General features: G+C 58.5%; 10 protein-coding genes. 4 read left to right on the top strand and 6 right to left on the bottom strand.

Annotation, left to right across the window (positions count from 1 at the left end):
* Window positions 1-577 precede the first annotated feature (577 nt).
* Both fldA and H6G07_RS08450 read left to right on the top strand, forming a co-directional pair.
* A complete protein-coding gene (gene fldA / locus H6G07_RS08445) occupies window positions 578-1,090 on the top strand; it encodes a flavodoxin FldA (RefSeq protein WP_073607801.1) in 513 nt (170 codons plus the stop codon).
* Between the two features lie 70 nt (window positions 1,091-1,160).
* Window positions 1,161-1,907 (top strand): alpha/beta hydrolase, encoded by a 747-nt coding sequence (locus H6G07_RS08450; RefSeq protein WP_073607800.1) that lies wholly within the window; start codon window positions 1,161-1,163, stop codon window positions 1,905-1,907.
* A 151-nt stretch (window positions 1,908-2,058) separates the two neighbouring features.
* On the opposite strand, the gene H6G07_RS08455 is transcribed toward H6G07_RS08450, so the two are convergent.
* Entirely contained in the window at window positions 2,059-3,696 is a 1,638-nt protein-coding gene (locus H6G07_RS08455) for a DUF3370 domain-containing protein (RefSeq protein ID WP_073607799.1), read from the bottom strand.
* A 279-nt stretch (window positions 3,697-3,975) separates the two neighbouring features.
* On the bottom strand, window positions 3,976-6,813 hold the full coding sequence (locus H6G07_RS08460; protein WP_084172995.1) for a zinc-dependent metalloprotease: 2,838 nt from the start codon (window positions 6,811-6,813) through the stop codon (window positions 3,976-3,978).
* A 77-nt stretch (window positions 6,814-6,890) separates the two neighbouring features.
* On the opposite strand from H6G07_RS08460, the gene purN reads away from it, so the two are divergent.
* Window positions 6,891-7,535 (top strand): phosphoribosylglycinamide formyltransferase, encoded by a 645-nt coding sequence (gene purN / locus H6G07_RS08465; protein WP_139296984.1) that lies wholly within the window; start codon window positions 6,891-6,893, stop codon window positions 7,533-7,535.
* Between the two features lie 39 nt (window positions 7,536-7,574).
* On the opposite strand, the gene H6G07_RS26875 is transcribed toward purN, so the two are convergent.
* Both H6G07_RS26875 and leuC read right to left on the bottom strand, forming a co-directional pair.
* Window positions 7,575-8,264, bottom strand: a complete 690-nt coding sequence (locus H6G07_RS26875; protein ID WP_084172993.1) for a Crp/Fnr family transcriptional regulator — start codon at window positions 8,262-8,264, stop codon at window positions 7,575-7,577.
* A gap of 321 nt (window positions 8,265-8,585) precedes the next feature.
* Window positions 8,586-9,998: a 3-isopropylmalate dehydratase large subunit gene (gene leuC, locus H6G07_RS08475; protein WP_073607797.1), complete on the bottom strand. Its 1,413-nt coding sequence runs from the start codon at window positions 9,996-9,998 to the stop codon at window positions 8,586-8,588.
* A gap of 293 nt (window positions 9,999-10,291) precedes the next feature.
* Between leuC and H6G07_RS08480 the strand changes: the two genes are divergently transcribed.
* The gene (locus H6G07_RS08480; RefSeq protein WP_073607796.1) at window positions 10,292-10,627 is read left to right on the top strand and encodes a hypothetical protein; all 336 of its coding nucleotides are present in this window, start codon (window positions 10,292-10,294) and stop codon (window positions 10,625-10,627) included.
* A gap of 138 nt (window positions 10,628-10,765) precedes the next feature.
* Here the strand turns inward: H6G07_RS08480 and mnmH are convergent, their stop codons facing one another.
* A complete protein-coding gene (mnmH, locus tag H6G07_RS08485) occupies window positions 10,766-11,863 on the bottom strand; it encodes a tRNA 2-selenouridine(34) synthase MnmH (RefSeq protein WP_073607795.1) in 1,098 nt (365 codons plus the stop codon).
* Between the two features lie 352 nt (window positions 11,864-12,215).
* Entirely contained in the window at window positions 12,216-12,668 is a 453-nt protein-coding gene (locus tag H6G07_RS08490) for a cupin domain-containing protein (RefSeq protein ID WP_073607794.1), read from the bottom strand.
* Window positions 12,669-12,688 lie beyond the last annotated feature (20 nt).

Here is a 12,688-nt window from a genome sequence, read left to right on the forward strand (position 1 = left end):
CCTTGCACCAAACTTCAAGACCCGCTTGCCAGCAAGCGCAATAAAACTTAATCTTTTACTATTGAGAATCATTCCGATCTATGGTCAAATCTTTTTATTGAGTTTCTTTCTCAATAAGCGTCGTATTGATTCTGACTTTAGTAAGGATTCGTTAGCTATGCAAACCGATGGCAATCCCGAAGTGCCTATGACTGGTGGGCCGGTAATGCCTGCTTTATTTTGGCGCTTCTCTTCTTGCAGGGCCGTCTGTGGCATGCTCTGCGCGCCATCGGGTTTGACTTTCGCCGGGCAGAAAAGGCCCTGAGCGTCGTCGAATCCTAGCTTCAGCGTTGGGTTAACTTCTCCTCTCTTGGGGGGCACCTATAGGGCTCCAACATCCTGCCCCCCTTTCCTCTTCATTTATGACTGCAACCCTCTGCCTCTGCTGTTGCGACCCCTTGCGTTGACGACCGGTTGGGCAAATCAGAGCAGTGTTGCCCAACCGATCGCCCAGCTATGACCGGCCCATGGGCCGTCAGCTTTAGCGAGCAGTCTTTCAAGGTTCCATTAGTTTCATTCATTCAGGACAAGGTTTCCCATGACTAAGATTGGCCTCTTTTTTGGCACCCAGACCGGCAATACCGAAGCGATCGCCGAGGCGATTCAGGCGGAATTTGGTGGCGATGGCGTGGTCACGCTACACGATGTCGCCGATGCCAGCCCTGACGACTTTATCGGCTACCCCTGCCTAATTATCGGCTGCCCCACCTGGAATATCGGTGAGCTGCAATCGGACTGGGAGGGTCTGTATGACGAGCTGGACGAGATTGACTTCAGCGGCAAGCAGGTCGCCTATTTTGGCGCAGGCGACCAGGTGGGCTACGCCGACAATTTTCAAGATGCCATGGGCATTTTGGCCGAGAAAATTACCGAGCTGGGAGCCACTACCGTCGGCTACTGGCCCACCGATGGCTATGACTTTAGCGACTCTAAGGCAGTGCATAACGGCAGGTTTGTCGGGCTGGCCCTGGATGAAGACAATCAGCCGGAACTGACGGGCGATCGCATCAAAGCCTGGGTCACCCAGCTGAAATTGGCCTTTGGTATCTAGGTGGCGGTGCGCTGTGCCCTTCCCCTGACCGTCTTACCCCCCTCCCCACCCCTCACCCCCTTACGCCCCTATGACCCTTTCCACCTGCCCCGATGCCCTGTGGCTCAACGTCAGCCCCAGTTTTGAGCGGTTTGATCACAAGCTGCTGGGCCGCCTAGCCCGCCATGTCGAAGTTGCCCATTGGGCCTACCGTCAAACCCCCGATGAGCCCAGTTCCCTGGATATTGCTGTTACCCTGCTGCACGATTACCTCAAAGGTCACAACCGGCCAGTACACCTGATGGGACACGGTCTAGGCGGGCTGGTGGGGTTGCTCTACACTCGCCAAAACCCCCATCGGGTCAAGTCGCTAACGCTGCTCTCGGTAGGCGTTAACCCGATGGTCGATTGGCAAGCCCATTACTACGCCCAACTCGAACGCTTGCCCTGCCAGCGGCGGCAGGTGCTGACCCAAATGGTCTATAGCCTGTTTGGCCACCAGGCACGGCCTTTGGTGCCTGGCTGGGTCAACCTGTTAGAGCAGGATTTGCTGCACTCGGTATCGCCTCACTCGCTGCTGAAGCGGGTTAGCCTCTGCCCCGGCAGCGTAGCGGTGCCCCTGCTCATTTGTGGTGGCGAAGCAGATTCTATCGTTGATCCGACTCAAATTCAGGGATGGCAGCCGTGGCTCAAGGGAAGCGATCGCACAGCTTTATTTCCAGGCCGTCACTTTTTTCATGCCAGGCATCCCCATCCTGTAGCCAGCCAAATTTTGAGCTTTTGGGGAACCACTGACAACCTGCTAGTCGCACCTCAGAGCCTTAAAACGGTTTCCTAACTTCCACCAACAATTTCAGCGAGGTTCCCTAACCCATCGGCTATTAGCCCACCCGGCGGACTCGGCCCCTTCGGCGATAGCGACGACGGCTGCCCTCCCAGTTTCAGGCAGCCCAAGTGAACTTTTCGATAAAAAAGTAGTCCACGGCAGGTTAGTTTCGCAGGAGATCGCGGCTGAGGGCAGGGGTATTAGGGGACTCAATGGTCTCAGCCTCAAACATTTCGGGCACGCCGCCATTGAGTACGGTGAGCACCTGGGGCGGAGTGGCATCGGGAGGATAGACCAGATCTACCTCTAGATCTTGGCGGGCTTCGGCAGGAATGTTGAGCTTGAGCAGGGCTTCAGCCTCCTGCCCCCGGCGCTGCACCAGGTGAACGTAGTGGGTGCGCTCTAGCCCCATCTGATTTCTAAACTTCAGCCGCACCGTGCCTCGAAAGAACACCCGGTCTTCGGGAGGACGACGAAAGCGCAGCCCCTGAACCAATTCCTCATCGCGAATCGGGGTTTGAAACTTGAGAGTAATGGCTTGCTCGACGCCCCGATTATTGTAAAAGGGGAGCTTGAGGCTGTAGCGCACGCCGTAGTTGCCGTGGGCGCGGTAGGCCGTGTCGGGGTAACGGGCCACCATAGGAGCACTCTGGATTTGTCCGGTGCCAAAGGTGTTGCGATCGACGGAGCTAATCACGTAGGAGAAGGCATTGCCGGGGGCCGGAATCGTCAACACGTCGGTGTCGGGGGAGTCGGTGAGCGTGGCCTTCCAGCTAGCACCCTTAGCCACCCCGGCTACTCGACCGTAGTAAAACCGCCCAAACCGATAGGTCTCGGGGTCAGAGGGAGGAATGTCGCGGGGGCCAGCTAGGTTGCCTTGCTTGAGCACCTGAAGCCAGTCTTGCAGGGTAGGCACGCGCTCGTTGCCGTTGGGCATCACGTCGGCATAGCGCGCCAGGCTGGCCACATGCACCGGGCCGCTGCTGGAGAGATACATCATAGCCGTGCGGCCATTGCTGGGAATCGGGCGCGGGGCTAGGGGACGGGGTAGGGCAGCCGCGCCAGTTTCGCCAGTTTCAGGATTGATTTGAGCATCGGCGGCGGTCAGCGTCACGGGGCGGATGGGAGGCTTGGGAATCACAGCTCCCTGGGGATGACTGCCGTTGACCGGTACGGTGAGCGATCGCAGCGGGATGGGGGTGTTCATCAGCAGTTGCACATGGCCAGGGGGCACGGTGATGCGATTGGGCCAGTGGGACTGGTTGGCTCCGCGCAAAATGTCGGTGGTGGTGCGGCTGCCGGGGCCAGCGTAGACATTGCCGTTCGAGCTGAGGCGAGCGTCGGGCAGGTCGATAAAGGGAGCCTCTTGGCTGAGGTAGCTGACTCCCTGATGGATGGTGATGTCGATCGGTTCGCTGCCGGGGTTATATACCAAAACGCCCATAAACAGAGTGCGGCGATCGTCAGCGTTTGCCCCTCGGGCAATGTGGTGGGCAAAGAGATCGAAGCGGCCATTAAAGGCATAGTTGAGATGGGCATCGGGGGATGCCATGCCGTCCTTAGGAAAGGTGGACAGCAGAATGCCGTTCTGCTGCACGACTTCGGGGCTGTTGCTGTTGAACACAGGAGTTTCGTCCAGGCCGCCGGGGAGGGGGCGCACTTCCTGGTAACGAATCACCTCGGCATAGCTACCGTCGCGGGGAATGACGACGGTTTTGGCCTCTGGGGCTGGGGTGGTTTCACCCGGCGGTAGTTGAGCAAACAGCGGGGAAAGGGTGAAAGCGACTAACGCACTCAGCATGGATAACCCGTGGAACGACCAAAATACTAGTGAATTCAGTGTGCCCAGGTAAAACAGGCCTGAAGCAGTAGACGACGACCCTGACAATGGTCAACATTGGTGAGGGTGGAGAGCAGTGTAGCCAGCCCTGGGGTTGCCGAAAATCTAGGCGAAAAACAGCGATCTAGAGGCGGCGATGACAATGGCTATATTGCCCGATCCACAATAGCACCTTGGGGGGTGGGGTATTTCGCCACGTTTTCAGGAAAATCATTGAATCTTCATCGATCGGGCTTGGGCCTATTGCCCCCGCAGGGGAGCATCTAGCACCTTGACGATGCGATCGCTGACATCTTCGAGGTAGGCCAGGGTCGCCAGATCAAGCCGCTGGGCGTGGCGGTTGAGGTGACGGGCGATCGCCCCTTGAAGCTGCCTTAGCTGATAGCGGGCCAGCACTCGGGCTTCTTCGGGGGCACCAAAGGTGGCCTCTTGGGCAACAAAGCCCAAAAGGTCAGTGACACCTTCACCGGAGCGGTGGTTGCGCAGCACTAGGCTGGTGAGGGTGTTGAGGTGATGGCGCTGCAGCCCCTGTCGCAGGCTAGAAATGGGCGCTGCCTCAGTGGGTGGACTCAGCACTTCGGCCCAAACCGCCTGGCTCAACGTGTCAAACAGCTCAGCTAGGGTAAAGGAATCTGGCCCTTGATATTTGAGTTCGCTGTCGCGCAGGCGCAGCAGCCGATCGCCCTCCAGCAGATTGCTAAGGGTGAATGCCTGAGTCGACACGATGCGATCGTAGATCGGGTAGTCGAGGCGATCGCTAGACAGATCTTCCCCCCAGGGCGACCAGAGATCGGAAGCTAGGCGGTTGACCAGTTCTGGGGATAAGGCGATGGCATCGGGGGCAAATACCTGCTGGTTGAGCACAGCCAGGGCGCGCCGCTGCTCCGCTGCCCCTATGGACTCGAAGGGAGCCCGCCCGCCAGAACTCCAGGGGTCGGTGCGGGTAAAGCGCTGCCCCCCAATGTAGTTAGAGATAATCATTGCCTGTAGGTCGTAGTGGAAAAACACCAGATCTACCCACTGCCGCAGTTGGCCATAGCCCTCGCCGGGGTTGACCGAAAACCAGTCAAGGCGATCCCAAATGGACTGGGCGATCGCCATTTGGCCCTCGGCATAGCCCAGAGGGTCACTGCTCATATCCCAGGGGTTGGCCTTAGGGTCGACCATGGTGTAGGCGTCTTCTTCGGTGGCGTAGGCCAGGGCCGGATCTGCCGCACGATCGGCAATGGACTGAAGCTCGCGCTGGGCGGTGGCGCGGCTGGTGACTGGGCGATAGCCATACTCAATAGCCCAGCGATCGTAGGGGCCGAGCCGAGTCGGGAAGTAGTCGCCTTGGGGCTGACCAACGGGGGCCAGGTTAGGGAGCGTGTAGTCCATGATGGAGCCGGTCATGCCCTGGGCCTGGATGATGGCCGGGTTATTGAGGTCGGCGGGAGACAGCAGAGTGCTGCCCAAAAAGTTGTGTCGTAGCCCCAGCACGTGACCCACCTCGTGGGCAGTTAGCTCTCGCAAAAATTGCTCTAGGTAAGCCGCCTTGGCGTCACGGGTTGAAAACGGTGGCGCTAGGGTGGCGATGGCCAGAGAGCCAAAGGCATTGGCACGGGAGGCTCGTAGGCTAGCGCAGTGATCTAGGGTGCCGAGTTGGGGTGAGGCAGAGCCTTCAGCGGCTTGGGCGGTGAGCCGGGCTATCAGGCGATCGCCCAGAGGATGGCCGCACAACGCCATTTCATCCCTAGCAAGCGCTCCTCGATCGGCCAGCGTGTCGTACTGCAGGGTGAGGTCGCGCACAACGCTAGCATCGAGCAGAATGTCGGCATCCAGAATTTCACCAGTCAGGGGGTTGACTCGCACAGGCCCAAACCCTGCGTATTCAGAGTAGAGCGAGTCTGACCAGCGGATTACGTTGTAACGCACATCGGCTGGGTCCCAGTCGGCGTTGGCGGGCATTTGGCGCACCTCGATCGCTTGGGTAAAGCCAGCTTGCTCAAAGGCAGCGTTCCACCACTCGATGCCGTCGCGAATGGCCGCGCGGTATTCCTCAGGCGTCGTGTTCTCAATCCAGAAGACCAGCGGCGTTTTGGGGGGCGAGAGGGCGGCGGTGGGGTCTTGTTTTTCTAAATGCCAGCGGTGAATGTTGCGTACGAAGGGGTCGGCAATGCCGGGGCGACCTAGCGATTGGTAGGTCGTGAGAAAATACCCCACCCGCTCGTCGGCCTGCCGGGGCTGAAAGGTAGGGTGATTGGGAATGACTGAGAGACTGTAGCGTACCCGTAGGTTAAACCCTCGGCTGTCGGGGATGCCCTCGAGCCCAAAAAAGAAGGGTGAGTCAGAGCTGGCCCCGCCCGAGAAGCCCAGTACGGTCTCCAGCTCGACATTATCGGGGAAAGCTCTGACCGGCCCCAGGTAAGAGGCGTCGGCGTTGAGGGCGTAGCTGCCCAGCACTGAGGGAAACTGGCTTACCAAGTTAGCAGGGTCACGAGTGATCAGCCAGTCTTTGAGGTCGATGAGCAGTTCACCCGTTTCGTCATCAATGGCCTGAATGGGTAGCGTCGTCACCACCGAATCGCTAAAGGATTCTCGCAGCAGCTGCTGAGCCTGGGGCTGCGAATTGCGAAACAACGTGTTGGGAACCGCCACCTGCAAGCGGTTGTCAGGAATCTGGCGAAACTGAACCATAAGATCGTTGACGGGCCAGCCTCGAAACAGCCCGGCCTCGCCAACCCCTGATTCTAGGGTGGCAATAAACAGCAGGTTTTGGTTGAGCTGGGCAGGCTTTAGCCCTAAAAAGGCTCGATTGAGCTCAAGATCGTGGTAAACCGTAAACAACCCTTGGGAGACGGCCAGCCCCTTGACTGTCTCTTCAAAGGACTTGGGGCTAACGGGTTCTGCCCCGTCATTAGGAGCTGACTCATCGGGGGAGGGCTCGCTGACCTGGGCCGAAAAAACGCCAGGAGCCGGTTCCACCGCTGGAGAAATCTGGGGTGTTGCCCCCTGACTGCTGAGGCTGAAGGAGAGGGTCAACGCGATCGCCAGGCCCAAGAAAAAAACCAGGCCTAGCCGTATGCTCTGCTTTACCAACTGCGCTCCTTCGCCCCTAGGGTAGGGGTTTTTTATGTTGTCATATGATAGACCTCATTTCCCCAATTCTCGATGCTATGCCAGAGACTGCTCCCAACCTGATTTCGCCACCGCTGCCCAACCCCTGGCCCCAGTTTGAGCGGCCCCTCAAACTAGGAGTGATGGCCTCGGGCAACGGCAGCAACCTAGAAGCGATCGCCCAAGCTATCAGTCGGGGTGATCTGCACGCTCAGATACAAGTAGTGGTGTACAACAACCCCAAGGCTATGGTAGCCGAGCGATCGGCCCGCCTTGATCTGCCCACCGTGCTGTTGAACCACCGCCAGTACCCCAGCCGTGAGGCCTTAGACCACGATATTGTGGAAACGCTCCGTGTCCACGGGGTTGACTGGGTGATTATGGCGGGCTGGATGCGCTGTGTGACATCGGTATTAATTGACGCGTTTCCCCAGCGGGTGCTGAACATTCACCCCAGTCTGCTGCCCAGTTTTCCGGGGCTGCGAGCGGTCGAGCAGGCACTGGCGGCAGGGGTAAAGGTGTCAGGCTGCACCGTACACCAGGTCGAGCTTGCGGTAGACAGCGGCCCGATGATTATGCAGGCGGTGGTGCCAGTGCAGCCCGGCGATACCCCCGCGACGCTTCAGGCTCGCATTCAGCAGCAAGAGCACCGTATCTACCCAGCGGCGATCGCCCTGGCGGCCCTGGAATGCGATCGCCCCTAATCCCGCCTAGCCGTTGGGGCAAATTCGCCGGGCGTTTTCCTAGCAGCGCTGCACCATCGGGTTTAAGAGTTGATTGGCCGGAAACCGAGGGTCAAGTTGAAGCACGATCTGGCGTTGGTCGATGGTCAGCCAGCCTTCGGCCTTAAAGTCTTTCAGCAGGCGAGTCACGGTGACGCGGGTGGTGCCGATGGCGGTAGCCAACTGGTGGTGCGTCAGCCGCATGGGAATGCGAATGCCACTGGGTTCGACATGGCCAAAATCTTTGGCCAGCATCAGCAAAAAGTGCTTGAGGCGATCGGCCACCAGGCGCTTGCCTGAAAGCGCCAGCCAGGCTTCGGCCTGCTGCATTCTCAAAGTTAAATTGCGAAACATGCCCGCCATTAGCACCGACGAACCTTCAATTTCGGCCATGGGCAACGACAGCACATCGACATCGGTGAGGGCGGTGGCCCAGTAAGGATCAACGGTGGTCAAGGGGAGGCCGACGGGCATCGATGGCCCAGCCAGGCCCAGTAGCGTTTCACTGCCGTCGTGCTGAATGGTGAACAGTTGCACAATCCCCCGACAGATAATCAGCACCTCATTACTGCGTAGAGGAATGGGCCGCCCTGCCACAAAGGGCACGAGAGCCCGCTCGCGGTAGAGCTGCTCTAGGATCTGAATAAAGGTTTGATGACTGCGGAAATCAATGGTGGGATTGGGGGCAGCAGAGGTTGCGATTGCAGACACGGGGGTACCTAGAGTTCGCCCGGGTAGGCTGCCAGCGAGAAGAGGGGGTTAGGACGGCCCTTGGGGGCGATCGCAACATCCCAAAAACCAGGCATCCTGAATGACTGGATTCTGGCTAATGCTAGCAGCCTGCCCAGACCCATCTTCGACGGCTGAAATTAAGGAACCCCCCAGTCAAGGTTAAGCCCAGGCAAATAGTTCGTTAACGTTTGTGATTTACCGCACTAATCGCCAGATTTTTGGCTATGTGCAATACCTTTGTCCCAAGGTTATAGATGAGTAGGGAGTGCTGACGGTTATCTACATCAGGTAGGCGGGCTGTCAGGCGGGGGACAAATAGTCGCGCACATCGGTCACCTGTCCGGCCAGGGCTGCCGCTGCCACCATCGCCGGACTCATCAGCAGGGTGCGGCCCGAGGCCGAGCCCTGGCGTCCTTTAAAGTTGCGGTTAGAGGATGAAGCACTGATCTGCCGACCCTGGAGCTTGTCGGGGTTCATGGCCAGGCACATCGAGCAGCCTGCCTCGCGCCACTCAAAGCCCGCAGCGGTAAACACCTGGTCTAGCCCTTCGGCCTCGGCCTGCTGCTTCACTCGCTCAGAGCCAGGCACCACAAAGGCTTTTATCCCCTCGGCCACGGTTCGACCCTGCACCACCTTGGCCGCTTCCCTTAGATCGCTGATCCGCCCGTTGGTGCAGCTGCCGATAAAGCACACGTCAATGGCGGTGCCCTTCAGGCTTTGGCCGGGGGTGAAATCCATATAGGCAAAGGCGTCTTGGGCCAGCACCTGCTCTTCGTCGGGCAGGCTGTCGGGTAGCGGCAGCAATTCGGTGATCGCAATGCCCTGGCCAGGGGTAATGCCCCAGGTCACGGTGGGGGCAATGTCGGCGGCGTCGAACACAACCACGTCGTCGTACTCGGCGTTGGGGTCGCTGCGTAGGGTATTCCACCAGGTCACGGCCTCATCCCAGGCGGCCCCTTGGGGTGCAAAGTCGCGCCCGTGGAGGTAGTCGTAGGTGATTTGGTCGGGGTTGACGTAGCCGCAGCGCGCCCCCCCTTCGATTGCCATGTTGCAGAGGGTCATGCGCTCTTCCATCGACATGGCCTCGATCGCACTGCCAGCAAATTCGTAGGCATAGCCCACTCCGCCCTTCACCCCGAGCTTGCGAATGATGTGCAGCACCACGTCTTTGGCGTACACCCCAGGCAGCAGGTCGCCATTGACCTCCACCCGGCGCACCTTGAGCTTGCCAAGGGCCAGAGTTTGGGACGCCAGCACGTCGCGCACCTGACTGGTGCCAATACCGAAGGCGATCGCCCCAAAGGCTCCGTGGGTCGAGGTATGGCTGTCGCCACAGGCAATGGTCATGCCGGGCTGGGTCAGCCCTTGCTCGGGGGCAATCACATGCACAATGCCCTGACTACCCGAGCCAATGTTGTAAAAGCGAATGCCGTGTTCTTGACAGTTTTGATCGAGAGCCTGCATCATCGCCTCGGCCAGGGGGTCAGCGAAGGGGCGGGCCTGGCTTTCGGTGGGCACGATGTGGTCAACAGTGGCGACGGTGCGCTCAGGATACATCACCGTGAGCTCGCGCTCGCGCACCATGGCAAAGGCCTGGGGGCTGGTGACCTCATGCACCAGGTGCAGCCCAATAAACAGCTGAGTCTGCCCAGAGGGCAGGGTACCTACGGTGTGTAAATCCCAAACCTTGTCGAACAGCGTACCCTTACTCATGGCAGACCTGCGGGCGATATACGGTAAAGCAGTAGTGATGAAAACGATGGCGAATGCGTTGCCAGCTTTCTATCTTAGCCCAAAGCCTCTGCCCCAGACTTCAGCGAAATATTCCTGAAGACTGAGTTGGCAACTGTATCCGGCGGCTCTTGCCAGATCTTTACCGATTCTTTACGATTTTCTGGTACGTTTCAGCTCAGTGCGGCTACAGCCTTTGGCAAAGGCATGAAGAGCTTTAGCCAAAGTTAGTCTGTACAGAGCGAAACCGGTCCGATTCATTCAGGAGATATGTCATGGGTTTTCTAGGCAAACTGTTCGGCAAGAAAGAAGAAGAAAAAGCTAAGGCCGCCCCTAAGATTGACGTGAAGCAAGCGGCGACTAAAGCCTCTATCGAGCCCGCCAAGGTGGGCATTGATGGTGAGTTCGACGAGAGCGGTTTGGCCAAGCGTGTAGCTCTGGCCCTCGACCAAGCCAATATCTCTGACACGGTTGGCCTCTGGGTGGCTCAAACCGGCTCCACCGTGGTGCTGAAGTACAACCCCGATGCTGAAGGCGTGCTGGAGCAGGCAAAGAAAGTTGCCCTCACGGTAGATGGCGCTGATAACGTAACCACCGAGCCTAATTCCTAGAACGACGTTAAGCCAACATTAACCCTCGGTTGGGATGGCTCACCGCCCAATAGCAACTCATACCAACGCCAGCACTGGCAACTCTGCCATGGTGCTGGCGTTTTTAGTGAGATAGATGCAATGGTTCAGCGCCAGTGGTTATGGTCTCAATTCCTCGGAGACTTCTAACGGAGCATCTACTAAGGCGTCAACGTGGGAAATCTTTTCAATTAAATGCAGGTAATGGGCGCTGGCAGCAGGAGAAAGACCGCTAATGTCAATCTGGGGAATATTCCTAGGGCGTCGCTCTAGGTCGTGGCGGTAGGCGCGATCGTAGTAGTCCAGAATGATGGCGCAGGCGGCGCGCAGGTTCCCCGACTGGATGTGATTTATGGCTGCCTGGGTGCGATCGCCCCCCAGTCGCTTCCGAATTCGCTCCGTCGCCGCCACCAAACTCTCCGTGGATGCTTCGCCATAGATCTCTACCAGCAGGTCAAGGCGCTCATCGAGCGATCGCACCACCTCCACCGCCGGAGCCGCATCCATCTGCACAAACAGCTCGTCGGGAATCCGGCAGGTTCCTACCCGGCGGCTTTCGGCCTCTAGCCAGATGGGGCGTTGGCCCTCTGGGGCCAGTCCTTGACCATCGTTTCCGAACTGCGCCCATTGGTTTGCCAATAAATTCTCGTAGTGCTCAGTCGAGGGCTGGGGCGGCAGCAGCAGCGCCCCAAAGCTGCTGCCCCGGTGGTTGGCCAAGCCTTCTAGATCTAATACTGACTCTCCCAAAGCGGCCAGCTCTTGAAGAATCAGCGTCTTGCCGCTGCCCGTCATCCCGCCCAAAACCACAATCGGTTTGGGCGTTGCTAAGGTCTGCCGCACCCAACGACGGTAAGCTTTGTAGCCACCATCAAGGAGGTGGACACTGAACCCCGCCAGTTCCAAAATCCAGCCCATGCCGCCGCTGCGCATGCCACCGCGCCAGCAGTGAATTCGCAGGTGGCGCTCGGGGGCCAAGGCCTTGGCGGCACGCACAAACTCGCCGCACTTAGGGCCAGCAATGTCAAAGCCCAGCTCTACCGCTGACTCTCGCCCCACCTGCTTATAACAAGTACCTACTTGGGCGCGCTCTGCATCGGTGAATAAGGGAAAGCTAATCGCGCCAGGAATGTGCCCCTGGTGAAATTCCCCTGGGCTGCGCACGTCAAGAATTGGGCCAGAGCCTTGCAGAAAATCATCGATATCTAGAGGCTTTGGCATAGGTAAATGGACACAATTTCAGGGTTGCTAAGGTTTTAGTGTAGCGGTTTGAATAGGAGCGTTAGCCGGAGCGGAGACGATGATATAGCCCTCAGCGCGATCGCCCAGCACCCAATTCCGTCCCTTGCCCCAGGTCTACCAGTGAGCTGCTACGTAGGCACAGGTGAGGCTGGCGAGCTGGTCTTTCACCGCTTTTAGGGCCGCTCCAGTAAACGGGATATTGGGTTAAATACGATCGGGCGATCGCAGTCCAGTTTCATTAGGCTTTAACGCAGGGGCATCCACCGCGACGACAGCATGGGTAGAGCCCTTGGCCCAGTGAGAGATCTAGTTCTCAAGCTGCGTGAGTCATTCATTCTGACAAATTCACGTAGTCGCGCTGGTCGCCTCGCCGGTACAGGCGAGTGTTGACCTTGGGATAATCGCAAATGTCAAACTCCAGCCGCATGCCGCCGACCAGGTACACTAGGTCTTCCGTAAAGGGGTTGCTCAAGCTATGGGCCAGCCCGCCAGCGGCAAAGCCCATAAAATCGCCGGGGCCGACCTCCACGGTCTCGTCACCAATTTCCGCCAGCCCTCGCCCCGAGAGAATGTAGATAAATTCCTCCTCGGCCTGGTGGACGTGGTATTGGGTTGAATCGTGGCCGGGCTCGACCCGCACCAGGTGAACGCCAATGTGCTCAAACCCGACGGCATCGCCCAGCGACCTGCCATGGCGGATTGCTCTAGGATTGAGGGGATGGACAAAGGTGGATTCGGGCAGGGCCGCGATCGCAGCGGCAGTCATCAAGGGGTGACGGTGCATAGGCCAATCAATATTTAGGG

This window comes from Phormidium tenue FACHB-1052 (assembly GCF_014696675.1).
Classification (GTDB): domain Bacteria; phylum Cyanobacteriota; class Cyanobacteriia; order Phormidesmidales; family Phormidesmidaceae; genus Nodosilinea; species Nodosilinea tenuis_A.

Excerpts from the sequence above, each read along its gene's own strand:
- H6G07_RS08455 (WP_073607799.1), bottom strand. The coding sequence starts at position 3,696 with ATGCTGAGTGCGTTAGTCGCTTTCACCCTTTCCCCGCTGTTTGCTCAA.
- H6G07_RS08480 (WP_073607796.1), top strand. The coding sequence starts at position 10,292 with ATGGGTTTTCTAGGCAAACTGTTCGGCAAGAAAGAAGAAGAAAAAGCT.
- H6G07_RS08490 (WP_073607794.1), bottom strand. The coding sequence starts at position 12,668 with ATGCACCGTCACCCCTTGATGACTGCCGCTGCGATCGCGGCCCTGCCC.
- purN (WP_139296984.1), top strand. The coding sequence starts at position 6,891 with ATGCCAGAGACTGCTCCCAACCTGATTTCGCCACCGCTGCCCAACCCC.
- mnmH (WP_073607795.1), bottom strand. The coding sequence starts at position 11,863 with ATGCCAAAGCCTCTAGATATCGATGATTTTCTGCAAGGCTCTGGCCCA.
- leuC (WP_073607797.1), bottom strand. The coding sequence starts at position 9,998 with ATGAGTAAGGGTACGCTGTTCGACAAGGTTTGGGATTTACACACCGTA.
- fldA (WP_073607801.1), top strand. The coding sequence starts at position 578 with ATGACTAAGATTGGCCTCTTTTTTGGCACCCAGACCGGCAATACCGAA.
- H6G07_RS08450 (WP_073607800.1), top strand. The coding sequence starts at position 1,161 with ATGACCCTTTCCACCTGCCCCGATGCCCTGTGGCTCAACGTCAGCCCC.